Raw genomic sequence first — 18,758 nt, 5'->3', positions numbered from 1 at the left:
CTCTTAAGCACAGGCTGCTATTGTGGCCCTTCACTTTCAGCAACGGCTTTATCGCGCAGCATATCAAGCTCAAGTCGCGCATATCTGTGTTCAACATATTCAAATACGTTGGTGCTCAGAGCTAACTTGAAGTAATTCGACGCCACACCGCGGTTACCCAAAGCTGAGTTATATTTTCCCAGATAGAAATACGCTTCACAAAGGCGATCCGTCAACTCTTGCTGACTTTTTACCCCTTGAATTAGGGCGTTTAATAATGCCTGTTCATCTATACGTCCTAGATATAGGTCGACTAAATGTGTCGCCCAGTTGTCTTCGTCTAAGTTTTCACGATTATTGCTTAACGTAATTAATGCATCTGCTTGGTCAAGTTCGCTATGGGCAATAAAGGACCAAAGTGCACGATATGGATCGGATTCATCATTTCGGTAGAATTCACTAAAATCATTCACGGCTAAATCGGCACGGCCACCGTAATAAAGCGCAATCCCACGATTCAAAAATGCAAATTCATAATCAGGATTGATGTCTAATGTGGCATCAAACGCTTCATAGGCTTGTATAAAATTCATTTGCTGGGTGTAATGTACCCCCAAAGAATTATACGCCTCCGCCATATCTGGTTTAAGACGTATTGCATGATCAAAATCGTATTGGGCTAAACCAGCAAGCCCAACGCTGTCATACAACATGCCACGTTGATGGAGTAACTCTGCCCTTTCTTGATCTTCTAACGGTGCTTTCTCAAGAATTTGGTTATACCTAGCAATCGCCATTTGCGAACGCACGCTCATGGGCGCAGGTTCCGCGAGTAATAAGTTACTCATCTGTGCTTGGCTTTGCTGAGCTTGATTGCTACTAGCGCAACCACTTAATATCAATCCTAAGAATACCAGTGAGAAAAATTTATTTTGCATTGTAATTAGCATAAGAGTAGGCAACGCTCGGTCTAAAATGTGATGGCGATAAAATGCGGAATCGGCCAGGAAATGAAGCTTAGTAAACAGGCAGGGTGGCGTATTTACCCATAAATGTAAAGACAACGAGAAGGCGAAAATTGCAATCTACTGTATCAAGTTGTAAAAATAATGCACACTAGCCGGCTATTGAGAAAAAAAGCGATACCATTTTGAATAAGCAACAAACTGATTTACAAAGCCTCTTTAATGCCGCTTTGGATGTACAAGCCAAAGCACACGCTCCTTATTCTGATTACAGAGTGGGCTCTGCCCTAGTGGCAGAAGACGGTAAAACGTATACTGGCTGCAACGTAGAAAACGTGTCATTTCCGCTAGGTCAGTGTGCCGAAGGAAACGCCTTAGCAGCAATGGTGGCAGGTGGTGCGAGGCAAGTCCGTGAAATTTTAATTGCCAGCCCAAATGAACACTTTTGCTCACCGTGTGGCGGGTGTCGTCAGCGTATTTTTGAGTTCGCCAGCAAAGACACTTTAGTTCATATGGCCACCAGCGAAGGTGAAATTAAAACGCTTTCCATGAATGAAATTTTACCCTTTGCATTTGAGCAGTAAAAACCTCGTTAGCCCTGATGCCTGATAAAGAAAATATTTGCACACAACAGCATTGATTAAAAATCAACCACCGTTATAATGTGCCGAGTTTCGAAGCGTATCTAGTTAGAAACGCTACAAATTAAAGCCTGTCTACTTTTTTTACACTGACTGTTGAGCGTCAATTAGCCAAAAGCCTAAGATGTTGAATTAAAAGGATTAATTAGAAGTGGCTCAGTTTGTGCTTTATCGACAATACATATCACAGTTGCAGTTAGGTCGTCGTACAGGAGTAACCTATGACACGTTTATTTAAGAAAGCAAAATTCATATCAGCAGCCGCTTTACTAGCGCTAACTGCATCGCAAAACATTAGCGCCGCTACTATTACCTTAGGTGGTCAAGCAGCCACAGACGGTTCTGGTAAAACAAGCGCCAATGTTAACTCGAACAATACTATCAATGCCATCAGCGACGGTTTCTTTGTAGAAACGTTCGATAGCGCCACCGCAATTCCAGGGCTACCGACTGCAAATGACACAACTTATAATGTGGCAGGCAGTTCTACTGGTTGTGCAATCAACTCACCATTACTTGTTCAACCTAGCTCCACTAACGTGTTAAATGTACGTACAGGTTCAGTGAGAAATGTAGCAGCTGCACCTGCTGGTGACACGACTTGTTATGCTTATACCACACCTGAAACGGTTGGAACTGATAGTTACGTAGACATCGATTACACCAATTTCTTAGCCAACATCGGTACAATAGATGCGTCTTTAGCTGGTTCAAGCATTGACTACCTAGGCTTTTATTGGGGATCAATCGATACCTATAACACCTTTGAGTTTTACTCTGATACTGACCAATTAGTGAAAAGCATTGCTGGTCAAGAAATATTAGATCTTGTTGGTGGTGTTGAAGGTGACAGATTATCTGATAAGTCCAATGTTTACGTGAACATAAACTTCAGCGTTGCTGAAGCTTTCACCCGCTTACGTGTTGTTTCATCTGGCGTAGCCGGTGAGTTCGACAACATCGTGGTTGGTTTATCAAATCGTAATGTACCTGCACCAGCTGGTTTGGCTTTCTTAGGTCTAGGTCTAATCGGCTTCGTATTGCGTAAAAAACTGCAGAAGTAATATTAACAATTCATAAAAAAGTCGGTTCGCCGACTTTTTTTATGCCTGAAAATAAGCCGCATTAAAGACAAACGCCAACAGTTAAAAAGTCCTCTATTCAGTCCTATTAAGTTGTTAATAATGGGCTGACAAGTTTTTGCTTTACGCAAAGCTTCAATCCCTTATTTAACGTGTTCTTAGTAGCGATTCCCCCCTTAGAAAACTTTACACTAAGCGTGTAAATTTCGTACACATTAGTCACCTATTTTTACGCTTTCGGTATAGATATTTACCGCTCAGAATGCAATACCATGATAATGCTCAATAATTTGTTCTGGCACGGCTTATGCTAATACTTTAGTAGCAGTAACTGTAGCTGCATAACGGAGTTACACATGAAAAATTCAATGACTAAAAACAGTATAAAGTTATTTAAAACGACCTTAATCGCTTTGGCAGTTAGCCAGTCTGCGCATGCGGCGGTTATTTCCTTCGGGGGCCAAGCCGCCACTGACGGCTCGGGCAAGACGAGTCTAAAAATCAACGCTGACAACACGATCAATTCTTTGTCCGACGGCTACTTCGTAGAAACGTTTGACAAAGCCACCGCTATCGATGCGCTGCCCTTGACCCAAGATGAAAGCTACAACGTTGCAGGCTCATCAAACGGATGTGCCATCAACTCACCACTAGCCGTTACAGCCAGTGGTTCGTCCGTGCTTAACGTTCGTGAGGGGTCAACTAGGAATGTTGCCGCGGCACCTGCTGGCGATAACACTTGTTATGCTTACACAACGCCTTCCACCGTGGGTGTGGATAGTTTTGTAGATATCGATTACACAAGCTTTCTAGACAGTATAGGAACAACCGTGTCGTCACTTGCTGATTCTCGCGTTAATTATCTAGGCTTTTATTGGGGCTCGGTAGACACCTATAACTCTTTTGAGTTTTACTCTGACGATGCACTCGTGGGCAAAATAACTGGCGCTGAGCTTTTGGCCCAACTAAACGGCACCGCTGGTAACCAAGTCGCGGATTCATCAAATGTCTATGTCAACATAGCCTTTGATGCAAACGAAGCTTTTAACAGACTTCGAGTTATCTCTTCTGGTGTTGCAGGTGAGTTTGACAACATCGTTGTTGGATTAGACAAGCGAGACGTGCCCGCGCCAACCAGCCTTGCTATCGTCGGTTTAGGGCTATTAGGTCTTGGCGTTGGAAAGCGCCTCAAGAAATAATGAATACACTTTACATCAAAGCCGGCTTGCCGGCTTTTTTTATATCCATTTGTTTATTTTTCTTTCACCCTTGAACACTTTGTGCAACGAGCCTATGCAGAAAAGCAAGTGCACAGCCTGTGAAGTCCGTCATGAAAAATATGAAGTTTTTATGAATATTAGCCCAAAGCCACCAGCTGTCATGTTTCTGTTTTACTCCGCGATTACTATCCGTCCGTTTTTAGTGTGTAAGAGTAAACACAATGAGCAAAACGCTACAAAAGGCTTCGCTGTTTTTTCTAAACTCCCATGTAAAACCCCAAGCTTTAGAAATAACGTCCCCTGCGTCTAAACCAAAGAAGATACAAGCGCCTAACGCAATCGATAAGCTGTTCAGAGATCATTGGCGCGATGTGTGCTGCATACTGCACAAATGTTACGGCTCAGGTCCACCAGAGCCAGAAGACGTGGCCCAAGAAGCGTTTAGCCGTATTGCCCAAATACGTGATTTTGAACAAATAGAAGACCCCAAAGCCTATATCATCAAAATAGCGATGAATATTACCCTCAAATCGATAGGGCGTTTGTGTAAAACTCGTGAGCTCATTGCACAGCATACTCAACTCCCAGAAGATCAGTGTGATGACGTTTGCCCCGAAACTATTTTGCAGGGTGAGCAACGTATTGCTGCAATACAAAAAGGCACAGAACAGCTAACTGAGAAGCAACGCGACATTTTGATGCGCGCCCGGATCAAAGGCCAAACGTATTCTGAAATATCCTCAGATACCGGCTGGAGTGTTGCAGATATCTGCCGCCAACTAAACGCGATAATGGCAATTTTAGAGCGCATTGATGAGCAGGAGAATAACGCCAACGACCAAGCTTTCTCATCGCATATGTCGCCCCGCAATATCTCAACAGAGCCAACGTCATGACCCATACAAAGAGCAATTCTAGCGACAACGGACTAAACAATAGCAATCGACCAAGTGTTAAAAAAAGCAATAAGCGCTGCGCAAATCATGAAGTGAATGAAAGCAGTGAATACGAGCAGGCTTCCAGCTCATCCTCGCCTCAAGCCAGAGCCAAAGCCAGAGCCAGAGCCAGAGAATGGTTAACGTACTTATATTGCGGACATACCAGCGCAGACAAACGCGAAGAGTTTGTTTTGTGGCTCAATAGCAGTGACGATAACAAGCAGGCTTTTAACCACAGTCAAAAGATCTGGCAAACCATCGGCATGACAGATTCTGCGGCAGAATGGATACAGCAACATGCAGATCAGCAAACGACCACAGTGCATCAAGTAAAGCCCAAACGTATATTCGCAAAATCGTTTTTGGCGTTATGTGCAATGGCCGCCAGTGTGGCTTTACTTGCGTTCAATGGGGTATTTAACACAACCGCTCATCTTGAAATTCCTCAACCGCAAACCGCGTTCACCTCGCCTGTGGGGCAAAATCGCCAAATCACCTTAAGTGATGGCAGTGACGTGACGCTTGCTGGCAATTCAAGTATTTTAGTCGCGTTCAGTGAGGATGAAAGGCGTATAACCTTACGTAAAGGAAGCGCCTACTTTGATGTGACTCATGACCCTAGTCGCGTATTTTCCGTTACGGCTCAGCAAACTCAAGTACGGGTACGTGGTACCGCGTTTGAGGTAAAATACAGCCCAAACAATAGTTTGAAAATTTCAGTTCAACGGGGTTTGGTTGATGTGGCTGACCTACCAGAAACAGCAGGGCAAAGGGAGCAAGTATTACAGCTAAGACCAAACGAACAACTGCATACTGATATCCAAGGGAGGTTTCTCTCACCTATTACTGTTTTTCAGCCTGAGACTGAATTTGCTTGGTTAGAGCAGCGGCTGATTTACGATAACGTTCCCCTCAAAAATGTCATCATGGATATTAATCGCTACGTGAAAAAACCAGTGATTATTTTAGATAACAGCATTAACGAACTGCCTATCACGGCATCATTTACCTTCGAGCAAATCGAGCCCATGTTAGAGGGATTAGCCTCGGCCTACCCCATAACACTCACCCATGAAGCCACTCGAAGCGTGTTAACCGAAGAATAATGTGCAACGCCAGCAAGAGCCAAACCTTGCTGGCACACCTTTACCTCTCCCATCGGATAAATAACGACTCACTATGTGAAGTTTTTATGAAACAAGCACTTATGCTGAAAAAAATATCGCGCTGACGACTCTTCTAGCGAAACCTATATTAACTAACTGGAAGTAACATCATGAATACACTTACACGTTCAATTAAATTCGCTTTGTTTGGTACTGCCCTCGCGGCTTTGACACCCGCCTACGTGTTAGCTCAGCAAACCCAAGTTAATATTTCAGTGCAACCACTTGGGCAAGCATTGAACTTGTTATCGCAACAAACCGGCACGGTTATTATTGCTCCAAGTCGCCTTGTCAGCGGCAAACAGGCTATTGCCATCTCAGGTGAACTTAGCGTTCTCAATGCCGTAGAAAAATTGTTAGATGGCAGCGGCTTACAAGCGTACGAACAGCCCAGCGGCGCGATTGTTATCAAAAAAGCGTCACAAAAAAATAAATATCAAAATAAACGTGCCGCAAGCTATCAAGCCCCGATGGACGAAGTTGTTGTGACTGCGTTAAAGCGCGATAGCAGCTTACAAGATACTCCTGTGGCCATTTCAGTGTTGGGCGCAGACGAGTTAAAAGCCCAAGGCGTAACTGACTTCACTGACTTAATTGATAGCCTCTCAGGCATTTCCATTAACTCTGCTTTTGGTGGCCCTGAAAACAGCTTTATCACCATACGTGGTATAGGCGGCGCTGATGACTATAAGCCTAACGGTAACCCGTCCGTAGCCTTACACGTTGATGGAATTTATCAAACCTCCAACGCTTATTTGAGCATGCCTCTTTTTGATTTAGAGCGCATCGAAGTACTCAAAGGACCCCAAGGCACCCTCTACGGGCGCAATACTACGGCCGGGGCAATTAATGCTATCACTCGTGCCCCAGGTGAGGAGTTGAACGGCTACGCCGATATCGAATACGGCTCGTACGACTTTGTTTCAGGCACAGCAGCGGTTGGCGGCAAGGTCTCTGACAAGTTAGGCGTTCGCGTTGCGGTTCTTATGGAGCAAGGTGGAGGCTTTATGGACGGTAAAGGTGCAGGCAACTTCGCAGGCTTTGTACCCCAAGGCACCCAAGGTATTGTGCCCCCAGTGGCTGACCCAGGTGAGCGCGACGGATTTGGCGATGCAGATTTATTCGCCTTTCGTGGCACAGCCGTATACGACTTTGATGAGGTGACGTCTCTTACGCTGCATTACTTTACCAGCCAAGACCGAGGTGATACCCGCCAGTATGACCGTATTGCATTTGAAGATGACAACCCTTCACTTAACGCAGGGGAAGGTAACGACCCTTACGATTTTTACACCAGCGAATATTATTCTCATGAAATCGATGTGAGCGGATTTTCAGGAGACCTTAACCGCCAATTACAATCAGGCTTAAACCTCGACATACTATTTGCATTGCAAAGCAGTGAGCGCAATGTCAGTGGTAACGGAGACGGCACGTCATTTCCTCGCTACCAATACAACTTCGACGATGATCTTGACCAAACATCATTAGAAATTCGCTTGAGTGACGCAACCGGCGGCGAATTTGACTGGATAGCAGGAGCCTTCTTTATGAATGACTCTGTTGATTTCACCAGTAACTGGACCAGCTACGCGGTGCTATCTCAATACAGCTCGCCCTACAATCAGCGCCGTAATAGCTTTGCGACCTTCGGAAACATCGACTGGAACATTTCAAACGACTTAGTGATAAGCGGTGGCCTGCGCTACACCAAAGACAATGCGAAATTCCGCGGTGAAAATATTGATGCCGATCCATGGGGATTATCAGTTTTCGAAGAAACCTTTAAAACAGACGCCAACTTCTCATGGGACCGCGAGTTTGACGACAGCAATGTCTCAGGCAAACTGGCTATTCAATATTTTATCAATGACAATCTCAACGTTTTCGCCTCCGTGAGCACAGCCTATCGTGGTGGCGGTTTCGACGGCACATCGATATTCTCTGAAGAAGAGACCCAGCCCTTCGAATCAGAAGAAGTACTCGCGTATGAAGCAGGGGCACGGTATGTAACAGACAACATCAACTTCACCTTTGACCTGTTCTCGTATGATTTTGAAGAGCTGCAAGCAACGGCGCGGCTATCAAACGACACCAATGGTAGAACTAACGTGGGTGAAGCCACCGTGCGCGGTGCAGAAGCCTCAATAGCAGTCACGTTATATGAAGCCAATGATCACAAAATCACCTTCAATACTGCCGGTACTTATTTGGATACGGAAATCACAGAATTTAGCTCTAATCGGGTGAACGATGTGGTCAGTACCATCGGCGACCCATTGCCTGGCTCTCCTGAATGGAGTCAAACGGCGGTACTAAATTACCAAACATCACTGGCTAACAATACCCAACTCAACGCCCGTTTGAATTACAGTTACCACGGTGAAGAGTCGAACCGCTTAAACGCTGGCGATGGCAATACAGCTCCCTCGTATGATTTGCTCGGTGTACGCCTAGATGTAACGTTTGCAAACGGGTTAAATGTTTACGCTTACGGTCGCAACATCACAGATGAAGTGTATTTTCTTGAGTTAAACGGTGGGGCGCGTTTAGTCGGCGCACCGGCCACATACGGCGGTGGTGTTAGCTACGCCTTTTAGCCTCACATTATTCATTCACATTGTTTACCTCACTATCATGGCGAGTACGAACGCTCGCCATGAGCATATCCCTTCAAACGCGCCACCGTTTTTCAGTCGCGTGTTTTTACCGTTAATTTATTTGGAAAAAGGTTTACTCATGACAGCCCGTCTTTTCTCGCAGCCTTTAAGCCTGGCTCTGCTCCTACCGCTTTTGCTGTACGTGAGTGTGGCCAATGGCGAAGCGGTTTCAGTTAAAGCGTTAACCCCACACCCAGTTGCCACCCAATGGCCGGATCGTATCATTGCCACTCCAACGGTCTCCCCAGCAGACAGCTTTTCGGTGACATGGCGTACCGATAATTCAGTCAACAGAGCCTACGGGCAAATTGTTCAAGCACAACCTGATGCACGCTATGATACAAACGCGGCTCAGTTTGTAGCGAAAACGCACAGCGCTGCACTGGCCAATGGAATCGGCGACTCTGGTCACTTTCGCTATCCAGCCAATGATGGTTTGCCCAATGTTCATTACCATTCACTAACCTTCAAAGATTTACACGCCGATACGTATTACAACTACCGTGTTGCGGGCGCAACGGGTATGTGGTCCCCGTGGCAACAAATTAAAACTGCCCCTGTTGATACCCATCAAGACTTTTCCTTCTTGTACTTCGGTGACGCCCAAAATGGTATTTATTCACATTGGCCATTAGTACTTCGCCGCGCTTGGCAACATGCACCGAATGCTAAATTTGCTATTTATGCGGGGGATTTAGTCAATGAAGGAGCAAGCGATCAACAATGGTCAAACTGGCTGAACGCAGGGCAATTCATTCATCGTACATTGCCAGCGGTGCTCGTGGCCGGTAACCATGAATATGATTGGCAAGTACAAGAAAACGCGCAAAAAAGCTGGGCACTATCCACATTGTGGCAAAGCCAATTTACCCTGCCCTTGACCCCTTCTTTACCTAGCGCACTGCAAGAAACAGCCTACGTTACCCATTACCCAGAGATGGATGTTTTTGTACTTGACTCCGAAGCCCGTGGTGACATCAATTTATTGCAAGCTCAAGCGCATTGGTTAGACCAAGCGCTACAAACTAGCACAGCGAAATGGCGTATCGTGACGATGCACCACCCTATCTTCTCGTCATGCGGTATGCCGTTAAATACCCCAGGGCAAGATGAACCCGAAATACGCGCAGCATTTTTGCCCATTATGTTAAAGCACAAGGTTGATTTGGTGCTGCAAGGCCACGATCACGCCTACGCGCGGGGCAGCATCGGCATTCAAAGCGACATTCATAAAATGGCCACACCTTCCTCAACGAAGCAAGTTAAAATCGTATTTGTCACCTCTGTAGCAGGACCTAAGACCTACCCGATTAAATCGACGCGCTGGGATGAATACGGTGACTACGATGTCACACTAGAGCGCATTGGCGAGAACACCCCAACCTACCAAATCATCAAGAAAACCCAGGATAATCTCATTTACCAGTCTTTCACCTCTGATGGGCAGATTTACGATGAATTCACTTTACGTAAAGACAATCAAGGAAATAAAACGTTAAGCGTCGCTAAGGAGTTACCCCCCCAGCGCACATTTAAAAATACCGGTTTATACAAAACTCATCACGATTTAGCTGAGTAATAAGGCTACCTCCATATGGGCATGCAGGGAGTCAACGTTACTTCCTGCATTGTCTTAACACTTGCCCCTCCAATAAATCCCCGCGAACTGCACAGTTTCTGCACGCTACCTCCACACTATGTCGATATATTAATCGCCTGAATTTCTGCCCTCAAAGGTCTAGCAATGGCTAAAAAACGATTCACCTCAATCAACACATGGTCTAGCGCATTGTTTCTATGCGCGTTACTCAACGGCTGTGGCGCTGAGTCATCAAATAGCGAAGATAGCGCAACGGGTGAAACAGTGAACACGTCCCCTGTAGTAGAGGCAGGAGAGGCTCAAACTGTGGTAGCGGGCGACTCAGTTACCCTGAATGCCAACATTTCAGACGATGACACAAATTATGACATTAACTGGGCTCAACTATCAGGAACCGACGTCCCCCTTAGCGATGCTAACTCGCCTAGCCCCCGTTTTTCCGCACCAGCTGTAGCCAATGAAGAAACACTGCAATTTCAAGTATCTGTAGATGATGGTGTCAATGATGCGGTCACCGATACAGTGTCTGTTACTGTCAGTGCTGTTAATGATGATAGTGAAGACGACTCTGGCGATGAAAATGACAATGTGTGGATCATCAATACCACTAACGAGGTTTCCAGCCGAATTTTGGACTCAGTCACAGGTATTGGCGTGCTGGTAAATGTGCAATCGGTAAGTGATGAAACCATTGATGACACAGATTATACCCTTGTTACAAGCCAAGGGATCCCAAAATACGATGTCACCATGACCCAAGAGATTATAGACAGCATCAATAACCGCCCAAAAGCCAGTTCAGATTTAGTCACTGGGCAAACAACCGCATCTGTGGGTGATGTGGTTGAGTTCGGTGAAGACGTAGGTTACGTCAGCACAGGACAAAATTGCGATAGCAATGCCGGTTACGGATATTGGCCCCCAGGCCCTGCTTGCCCTATTGAAGATGAGCGAGAAGTGTATTTCCCGAAAAATCCCCAAGCCACGACACAAGAATGTGAAAACGGTTTAGGCAAAGTCGGCTTATTCGTTAATGGCTCATCTGTGTATAACTGGGGAGATGGAATGAGTTACAACAGCGATGGCTCATGGCTAAACCTTGCCCCTGTTGCTGAACAATATGACGTGGATATTTGTGGCGGGCACTCGGCAAATGGCGACTATCATCACCACTTTTATACCCGCTGTTTAGCCGACTTGGTCGGTGATACCGGCGACCAACATTCACCTATTTATGGTTACGCAGCCGACGGTTATCCCATATATGGCCCTTGGCAAGAAGATGGTCAGTTAGCCGTGAGCGCATGGGAAGTACGGGATTATACGTCAAGCTCAGCAACGGGTTGCTCTGACAACGCTCGTAGCTGTACCTTGATTGACCAATACGATGCATCTTTAGGAACCGAGGCCGCCACTCAAGGGCCGGAATTTGAAGATGTGGTGACTACGTTATCGGGTAACGAATTGGTTGCAGATAACGGCTACTACTACGAAGATTACTATTGGAACAGCGCGTTAACCGAGCAAGGTGGAGTCTACTTAGATCAATACAACGGCCATACCGATAGCGTTCGCGGTTACCATTATCACATCACCATCATTCAGGAAAACGGCTCCTACGTACCGGCGTTCCCGTACATTATTGGCACCCGCTTTGCTGGCCAATTACAAGACAACGCAGTTGCATCATGCAGTACAGGGGCGACGATGGGCCCGCCCCCAGGAGCTTAATATGTCAATACGTCAGCATCTTTTACCTCGCAAGCTTCTTGATATTGTTCGTCACAAAGATTTTGTGATAATCACGCTTTTCATTGTGGCCGTGACGCTTTTTAACGTGACTGGCAATATGGCCTTAGCATCAACCGAAATACATGAGCATAAAGCGCGGGATATTGGCAGAACCACGCCCGTTCCGAAAATCCAGCTGAGCGCATTTCGCGATCCCATTGACGGGGTGAATATTCACCTGGAAGTGGACAATTACCTACTGAACGTCCCTGATTTAGCAACGATAACTGCTGACGATAAAGTCGACGGCGTGCTACAAGGCCATGCCCATGTTTTCGTAAACGGGATTAAACGCCAAAGGCTGTACGGTAAAGATGTGCACATACCGCAATCTTGGCTGAAAGAGGGCGTTAACCAAGTTGCGGTATCTTTAAATAGTCATAAGCATGAGAACTGGATGTCTGGGGATCACAATATCGTCAGTTCGGTTTTTCTCGATTTATCTAAGCAAAACATAGTCTTGCACTATTTTACCTCACAGCCCATAAAAGCCACCTCACAGCCTAAAGAATCGAACGCTGAGCAGATTAAAAGCCAACATGCCCACCATTAGGTGTGCTTGTTGGCTAAACTGGGCGTTAATCGATATCTAAATCAAACTTCGCTTTTTGCAACTCTCGCTGCATGCCCTGCTTGCCCGTTAGAAACAATTGCTCAAGCTTAACAGGGGTATCTTCATTCAGCGTGAGGGTAATGCCATCCCCCTTTAATAACGCAATACCGGCTTCGGCTAGTTGCTTCTCAGTTTTATCCGTTGCTCTGTCTTTGGCTTTTTTGCCGCGCTCGATAGCAGACTCACGCAAAGAATCAGCACTGACGCCTTTTTGCTTAGCTTCGCTATTAAGTAACGCGTCTAAAATACCATCATCTTCTAAAGACAAAGACGCTTCATGCACCACCAACTCCTGTAACATAACCGTGCCCATCAACAACGGGCTTTGGTTTTGTAGATCTTGCAGCTTTTTAAGGCCACGCAGCTTCATAGAGGCATACAACTCACCAATATTGTCGCCATCAATACTGAGTGCTTCGAGCTCAGCTTCATCATCATCAATATCTATTTCTAGCGCCAGCGCGAGATCAATTTCATTGCCCTCTTGCTGGAGCAAATAGATGAATGCTTCAAATAAATCCCTAGGGGAGTTGTTAATGGGAAACCCAGTCACTCGAATATCGTCTGCCTCCATTGCTATTTCAGACAGCATATTCTGTTCTTGCTCAAACTCTTCAATATACAATTCATCGATAAACACCTTACCGATACGCGTATCAATCACCAGGTCGTCGATTGTGACGCTGCCAAATACAGAGGCTGATAAGTCATCGTAACTCATCTGAGCCCCAAATCCGCGAGTTTCATTGACTACCGCTTGCATGGCCTCTTCCGCTTTTTGCGTCGCCAACATTGAGCCACCAAAATAAACAACCGCTAAAAAAACGGCCCCGACTAACACTATTTTTTTCATATCCATATTTACACTCTACTGTTCATTTTGGGTTTATTAATTGGGCTATTGATAACAATCCGATACACTTATTGCAATGAAATTTACCGAGACTTTATATCGCTTCACTGTTCATTCGTTGCTCACTCACGTTACTAACAACATTTAAATAACAATTTATGGCGACGCTTTATATTAAAATGTCGGACATTATCTCAGTTCCTAAAGGATCTCCTGAATGTTCGCAGGCCTCGACTTTGGCACGTCAAACTGTTCTATCGCCGTTATCGAAAACAATACTCCAGTACTTATTCCCCTTGAAGATGGAAAATCTCGTTTACCTTCATCGCTGTTTATTGAACACAGCAATAGCACACCTGCCGATTTGACTACGGATATGATTGCTAAGCAGATCTCTGCTTTAAAAGAAGATCCACAAGTATCTACTTCACTCAATCATGAGCAACTGGTGAATATTGCACGCAAACAGCTGCGTAAAGCGCATCGCTTAAACACAGCTAACGATCAGCGAGCACAAAGTATAGTGCAAGCACTTGCAGCCAATGGTGACGTTATTTTCGGGGAGGAGGCTGAGCTAACCCATGTCTCTCATCCTGAAAGTGGCTTTTATATTAAATCTCCCAAGTCGTTTTTAGGGGCAGACATCAACGCTACGCAAAGAGCCGTGTTCACCACCATAGTCGAAAAAATGTTGGCCTTCATTAAGCAAGAAGCAGAATGCATTAAGCAGCAAGAGTTCAGCCAAATCATGATTGGTCGCCCGGTTAACTTTCACGGGCTACTCGGTAAGGACGGCAACAAACAAGCCCTGAGCATTATTGATAGCGCAGCGGCAAAAGTTGGCTTTAAAGACGTGCAATTTTTGATGGAGCCTGTGGCCGCCGCATATGATTATGAGCGCCAATTAAACGAAGACAAGCTGGTGCTGATCCTAGATTTAGGTGGGGGCACCACGGACTGCTCCATGATCAAGGTCGGCCCAAGTTACGTGCACTTAATCGACAGACAAGATTGTATTTTGAGTCACACAGGTAAACGCATCGGGGGTATCGATTTAGACAATAAACTGGCGCTGATGGCCCTGATGCCGGAATTTGGTAAAAATACGGTACTGAATAATGGCTTACCCGTGCCCAACCATTTGTTTAAACAAGCGGTGAGCGTTAACGATGTAGCGGCTCAGCAAGAGTTTAATGGGCGCCTAACGGGCAAAGATATTGAAGAGTATTGCCGCATCAGCCCCAACCCAAAATTGAATCGCTTGAAAGCCCTGCGTGATGGTAAATATGGTTTACGTGTTAGCCGCAGTGCAGAAAAAGCAAAAATCTTGCTATCTGATCAGCAAGAGATTCAGTTGCCCCTGCATTATATTGAAGCTGGCTTGGACATACCTGTTAGCCGCGCACAGCTAAGCGATGCTATTGCCGATGAGCTAAGTAAGTTTGAGCGCTTAATGAAAGAGGCCATTACCCAAGCGGGTGCTACGCCAGACGTGCTTTACGTCACCGGTGGTACGGCGATGTCCCCTGTGGTACAGCAATGGATAAACTTGGTCTTTCCCGAGCTAGACATTGTGATTGGTGATCATTTTGGCAGTGTTACCTCAGGGCTGACAACCCATGCGAAGCGCATCTTCACCGGGTAATATATTTAGTAGGCCCATAAAAAATACGGATGAGAGCTCAGTGGTTCACTGTGCTCTCATCCGCGCGTTAATGCTCATCTGTGTTTTTAAAGCCTTACGGGCTTCTTCGTGAAGCAACGAAAATCGAGAGATATACTTACGCTTTACAGGGCTTGGGCCACAACGTCTTGCATCTGTGCCTTAATATCACCTTGCGCGTAAAGCGCTTCAATTTGCTTCTGGTATTCTGCTACAAATCTAGGCTGTTGTTTCACTTCAGCGAAAATACTATCAAGCTGCAAAAACGCTAAGGGATCATTGGCGGTTTGCTCTGCTGCTTTATGCAAATCAGCTGACATTACGTCGTTAATATCCAGCGCTTTACCGTTTTTATTCACCCGTTTATCGCTGTAGTAACACCAAGCGGCAATCACCAGTGTTGCGCACTTAATTTCGCCGCCGCTCGCAAGATTTTGCAGTAATGTCGGTAACAAAAAGGTAGATACTTTTGACGAGCTTTCTAAGCAAATACGCGACAAGTTATCCTTGATGTTCGGGTTAGCAAAACGTTCAAACAACACATCCTTGTATTCGGTTAAATCAATGCCATCCACTGGGTCAAGAATAGGCGTGACTTCAGAGTCCATAAATAACCGTAAATAGCGCGTAAAAAGAGGCTCTTGCACTGCACCATCAATCGTTTCCTGCTCTTCAATCGAGCCAAGAATACCTAGCACTGAATGGCCCGCATTAAGAAGGCGTATCTTCATTTTCTCATATGGGGTCACATCCGTTACAAACTGCGCACCGACTTGTTCCCACAATGGGCGGGCATCGCTGAATTTATCTTCAATAATCCACTGAATAAAAGGTTCACACACTACAGGCCAGTTGTCTTTCACGCCAACTTCGTCGGCCAAGTAAGCCATATCAGCAGGGGTGGTAGCCGGTGTAATGCGGTCAACCATGGCATTTGGAAAATGCACGTTTTGTGAAATCCATTCAGCCAAGTCTTGGTCAAACTGCCCTACGTAAGCCAAAAGCATCTTGCGAGTCATATTACCGTTGTGCTGAATGTTGTCACAAGATTGCACTGTAAATGGTTTTTTACCTGCGTCTTTGCGTGCTTTTAGCGCCGCCGCTAGATAACCAAAGACTAATCGAGGCGAACCAGGATTCGCTAAGTCATGCACCACATCAGGGTGGGTGAAATCAAACTCGTCTGTCACGGGATTGAAGTTGTATCCCCCTTCGGTGATGGTCAAAGACACGATTTTAGTTTCGTCGCTGGCCATCTTATCCACCACTTTTTGCGGTGCATCGCAGCTAAGTAAAAAGTCCGTCAAACAACCAATCACACGATTTTCAACTTGGCCATTTGGGTGCCTTACTATCAAGGTGTATAGGTAATCTTGATCTTTAAGAATTGCCTGCATTTTACGGTCGCCTTCGCGCAACCCAACGCCGCAAATTCCCCAAGATAAATCACCGCTTTGCTGCATATATTCATCTGTATAAAACGCTTCATGGGAACGATGAAAGCCCCCAACACCAATATGCACGATGCCTGATGTCACTTTGCTACGGTCGTAATTTGGAACGGTAACACTCTTAGGCAATGACGGTAAATTTGCTTGATTTAATACAATACTGTTTTCGATAGTCATAATGATGTCCTAAACGTTGGCGCCGACAGCTATTTTTTTACGCTGCATGGCCCAATAAGCGGTGAAAAAGTAAATAAGTGTGCAAGCAAAACCGACATTGAAAAACATGTCTCTGTTCACTTCGTAGCCAGAAATGTCGGCACTGAAAAACATGGTGTTACACGCCAACGCAAACGTAACAATTAAGCTGGCAATCGATATCACACGCAGTGACTGGGTTAATTTTGATATATGTATAACAGGGTCAGGTTCGTTTCGAGCCTGCTCTTCTTGATGAAGCTCAACACGTTGGTTGAATGCTTCCATTTGTGCTTGCTCTTCTGGGTACGCTTCAGCCGCACCATGACGTTTTGCCATCACGGTATACACAAAGATGGTGAAGAACCACGTTGGTATAAACAGGTAATAAAAAGACAAAACATCCAACGCATTTAAGCCAAAACCAAACGCTAAACCTAAGCCCCAAGCCACAACAGCTGGTCTGCTATGCGTAAGCTGACGATATGCCACCCAGTAACGCGTATAACCAATACGCGGGAAGATAAAGTGCTCAGCAAATACGATGGCACCTACTGGCACCACCAATAAACCGGCATAGGTTAATAAAGGCAAAAGCTTGGTAAACACGAAAGGAAAACATGCCACACACACAGTGACCAGACCTACGGTTAAGGTCGTTTTGGTACGTGAATGGTTTTTGAAAATGGCTTGAGCAGCCAAGCCAGCACGATACAGGTTCGCGTTCGCTGTGGTCCACCCCGCGACAATAACAATCACCAAACCGGATAAACCTAGTGCTTGGTATGCCACGTCACCTGGGTCTAATTCCACAATCGATTTTTGCACGATAACCGCTGTGCCTGCACCCATGATACCAGCAGAAATCCACGCGATATAGTGACCAAATAACATGCCGGCCGAGGTGCACACACCGTACGAGCGCTTGCGGGCGTAGCGTAAAATAGCCATATCAATCAAGCCGAAGTGGGTGATTGTGTTGGCAGCCCAAGAAAAGCCAATGACTTCTAACAGACCAATACCAGGCTCACCGTTGGCGTCTAGGCCCGTCCAAACGGAAATACTACCTATGTGCATGAAATCAGACCAACTACTGAGTCCGGTTTGGCCAATAACAGAGTCTGCCAAAGCGGGCATCAAAATCAATGGGCCACTCACAAACATGACAAGCAACCATGGCGCACAAATGCCAGAGAAATTGGATACTGCGGTAAAGCCATACATAGCCACCAGCACCACGATAATCCCCACCGCTAAGACGATAGCCACAAACCAAGCATTGGTGGGATACCAATTGAGCTGAGCTGGAATATCAAAGGCGAAGCGCACTGCCGTCGCCGAGACCGTAATCATGGCAGCGGATATAACAGTAAAAATAATAACATTCGCCCAATTGTAGAGCTTAGTCATCGAGTCACCAGCAATTTTTTGCAGGTAAGTGTATAGGCTTAATCGAGTTTCAACCGCGATGGGCGTAGTAATGAAGGTCCAGCTTAGTACCGCTAAAATATTACCAATTAACAAGCCTAGTAAGATGTCGGTCATGGTGGCGCCAAGTGCCACAAACGTTGCGCCGAAGACGAATTCCGTCGCGGCAACATGCTCACCAGCGTACAGACCTAAAAAATGGGTCCAACCCTTTAATTTATGCTTGGGAATAGGTAGCTGTTCTTCGCTAATATTCCCGATACTGCTGTTATGCGTTTGAGACGTCATATTGTTTATCCAACCTGCTGTCAATTTATGCCACGCGAAACTCAAATAGCGAGTAGAGCGTTAATAAGTACTCAGGCCTAGGCGTCATAAAATTCGAATAAAAGCCTCGAACGCACTCAGGCAATAACAAGTACAAGATATCTTATTTGGGCATATGCCCCAATGGAGGGCATATTCCCAAAAACGAGTAACACTTGTCAACTCTTTGTTAATGACGTGAGTACA

General features: G+C 45.7%; 14 protein-coding genes. 10 read left to right on the top strand and 4 right to left on the bottom strand.

Going from position 1 to position 18,758, the window contains the following annotated elements:
- Window positions 1-17: 17 nt before the first annotated feature.
- Window positions 18-917: a lipoprotein NlpI gene (gene nlpI / locus PATL_RS04040; RefSeq protein WP_041713301.1), complete on the bottom strand. Its 900-nt coding sequence runs from the start codon at window positions 915-917 to the stop codon at window positions 18-20.
- A gap of 212 nt (window positions 918-1,129) precedes the next feature.
- Between nlpI and PATL_RS04035 the strand changes: the two genes are divergently transcribed.
- From PATL_RS04035 to PATL_RS03995, 9 genes are all read left to right on the top strand, one after another.
- Entirely contained in the window at window positions 1,130-1,528 is a 399-nt protein-coding gene (locus tag PATL_RS04035) for a cytidine deaminase (protein ID WP_011573679.1), read from the top strand.
- A gap of 278 nt (window positions 1,529-1,806) precedes the next feature.
- Window positions 1,807-2,649 (top strand): PEP-CTERM sorting domain-containing protein, encoded by an 843-nt coding sequence (locus PATL_RS04030; protein WP_011573678.1) that lies wholly within the window; start codon window positions 1,807-1,809, stop codon window positions 2,647-2,649.
- A gap of 374 nt (window positions 2,650-3,023) precedes the next feature.
- The gene (locus PATL_RS04025) at window positions 3,024-3,866 is read left to right on the top strand and encodes an Npun_F0296 family exosortase-dependent surface protein (RefSeq protein ID WP_011573677.1); all 843 of its coding nucleotides are present in this window, start codon (window positions 3,024-3,026) and stop codon (window positions 3,864-3,866) included.
- Window positions 3,867-4,108: 242 nt separating this feature from the next.
- Window positions 4,109-4,783, top strand: coding sequence for an RNA polymerase sigma factor (locus PATL_RS04020; RefSeq protein WP_011573676.1), 675 nt, complete (start codon window positions 4,109-4,111; stop codon window positions 4,781-4,783).
- Window positions 4,780-5,931, top strand: a complete 1,152-nt coding sequence (locus tag PATL_RS04015; protein WP_011573675.1) for a FecR family protein — start codon at window positions 4,780-4,782, stop codon at window positions 5,929-5,931. Before PATL_RS04020 ends, PATL_RS04015 begins: the two co-directional genes overlap by 4 nt.
- A 170-nt stretch (window positions 5,932-6,101) precedes the next feature.
- Window positions 6,102-8,591 (top strand): TonB-dependent receptor domain-containing protein, encoded by a 2,490-nt coding sequence (locus PATL_RS04010; protein WP_011573674.1) that lies wholly within the window; start codon window positions 6,102-6,104, stop codon window positions 8,589-8,591.
- Between the two features lie 139 nt (window positions 8,592-8,730).
- Complete coding sequence (locus tag PATL_RS04005; protein ID WP_011573673.1) at window positions 8,731-10,230, top strand: purple acid phosphatase family protein; 1,500 nt, start codon at window positions 8,731-8,733, stop codon at window positions 10,228-10,230.
- A gap of 165 nt (window positions 10,231-10,395) precedes the next feature.
- On the top strand, window positions 10,396-11,982 hold the full coding sequence (locus PATL_RS04000; RefSeq protein ID WP_011573672.1) for a YHYH protein: 1,587 nt from the start codon (window positions 10,396-10,398) through the stop codon (window positions 11,980-11,982).
- 1 nt (window position 11,983) lies between these two features.
- Window positions 11,984-12,595 carry a hypothetical protein gene (locus tag PATL_RS03995; RefSeq protein WP_011573671.1) on the top strand — a complete coding sequence of 204 codons (612 nt, stop codon included), beginning with the start codon at window positions 11,984-11,986 and terminating at the stop codon, window positions 12,593-12,595.
- Between the two features lie 25 nt (window positions 12,596-12,620).
- On the opposite strand, the gene PATL_RS03990 is transcribed toward PATL_RS03995, so the two are convergent.
- Window positions 12,621-13,514, bottom strand: a complete 894-nt coding sequence (locus PATL_RS03990; protein ID WP_011573670.1) for a hypothetical protein — start codon at window positions 13,512-13,514, stop codon at window positions 12,621-12,623.
- 211 nt (window positions 13,515-13,725) lie between these two features.
- Here PATL_RS03990 and yegD point away from each other — a divergent pair, with 211 nt between their 5' ends.
- Entirely contained in the window at window positions 13,726-15,153 is a 1,428-nt protein-coding gene (yegD, locus tag PATL_RS03985) for a molecular chaperone (RefSeq protein WP_011573669.1), read from the top strand.
- Window positions 15,154-15,296: 143 nt separating this feature from the next.
- On the opposite strand, the gene PATL_RS03980 is transcribed toward yegD, so the two are convergent.
- Window positions 15,297-16,799, bottom strand: coding sequence for a mannitol dehydrogenase family protein (locus PATL_RS03980; RefSeq protein ID WP_011573668.1), 1,503 nt, complete (start codon window positions 16,797-16,799; stop codon window positions 15,297-15,299).
- A 9-nt stretch (window positions 16,800-16,808) separates the two neighbouring features.
- Window positions 16,809-18,533: a purine-cytosine permease family protein gene (locus PATL_RS03975; protein ID WP_011573667.1), complete on the bottom strand. Its 1,725-nt coding sequence runs from the start codon at window positions 18,531-18,533 to the stop codon at window positions 16,809-16,811.
- Window positions 18,534-18,758 lie beyond the last annotated feature (225 nt).

This window comes from Paraglaciecola sp. T6c, assembly GCF_000014225.1.
In the GTDB taxonomy this organism is placed as follows: Bacteria; Pseudomonadota; Gammaproteobacteria; order Enterobacterales; family Alteromonadaceae; genus Paraglaciecola; species Paraglaciecola atlantica_A.
This window is presented reverse-complemented; position numbering and strand designations above follow the sequence as displayed.

What these genes read in the sequence shown, in the direction of transcription:
- nlpI (WP_041713301.1), bottom strand. Translation starts at nt 917, where the DNA reads ATGCAAAATAAATTTTTCTCACTGGTATTCTTAGGATTGATATTAAGT.
- PATL_RS04030 (WP_011573678.1), top strand. Translation starts at nt 1,807, where the DNA reads ATGACACGTTTATTTAAGAAAGCAAAATTCATATCAGCAGCCGCTTTA.
- PATL_RS04025 (WP_011573677.1), top strand. Translation starts at nt 3,024, where the DNA reads ATGAAAAATTCAATGACTAAAAACAGTATAAAGTTATTTAAAACGACC.
- PATL_RS04020 (WP_011573676.1), top strand. Translation starts at nt 4,109, where the DNA reads ATGAGCAAAACGCTACAAAAGGCTTCGCTGTTTTTTCTAAACTCCCAT.
- PATL_RS04015 (WP_011573675.1), top strand. Translation starts at nt 4,780, where the DNA reads ATGACCCATACAAAGAGCAATTCTAGCGACAACGGACTAAACAATAGC.
- PATL_RS04010 (WP_011573674.1), top strand. Translation starts at nt 6,102, where the DNA reads ATGAATACACTTACACGTTCAATTAAATTCGCTTTGTTTGGTACTGCC.
- PATL_RS04005 (WP_011573673.1), top strand. Translation starts at nt 8,731, where the DNA reads ATGACAGCCCGTCTTTTCTCGCAGCCTTTAAGCCTGGCTCTGCTCCTA.
- PATL_RS04000 (WP_011573672.1), top strand. Translation starts at nt 10,396, where the DNA reads ATGGCTAAAAAACGATTCACCTCAATCAACACATGGTCTAGCGCATTG.
- PATL_RS03995 (WP_011573671.1), top strand. Translation starts at nt 11,984, where the DNA reads ATGTCAATACGTCAGCATCTTTTACCTCGCAAGCTTCTTGATATTGTT.
- PATL_RS03990 (WP_011573670.1), bottom strand. Translation starts at nt 13,514, where the DNA reads ATGGATATGAAAAAAATAGTGTTAGTCGGGGCCGTTTTTTTAGCGGTT.
- yegD (WP_011573669.1), top strand. Translation starts at nt 13,726, where the DNA reads ATGTTCGCAGGCCTCGACTTTGGCACGTCAAACTGTTCTATCGCCGTT.
- PATL_RS03980 (WP_011573668.1), bottom strand. Translation starts at nt 16,799, where the DNA reads ATGACTATCGAAAACAGTATTGTATTAAATCAAGCAAATTTACCGTCA.
- PATL_RS03975 (WP_011573667.1), bottom strand. Translation starts at nt 18,533, where the DNA reads ATGACGTCTCAAACGCATAACAGCAGTATCGGGAATATTAGCGAAGAA.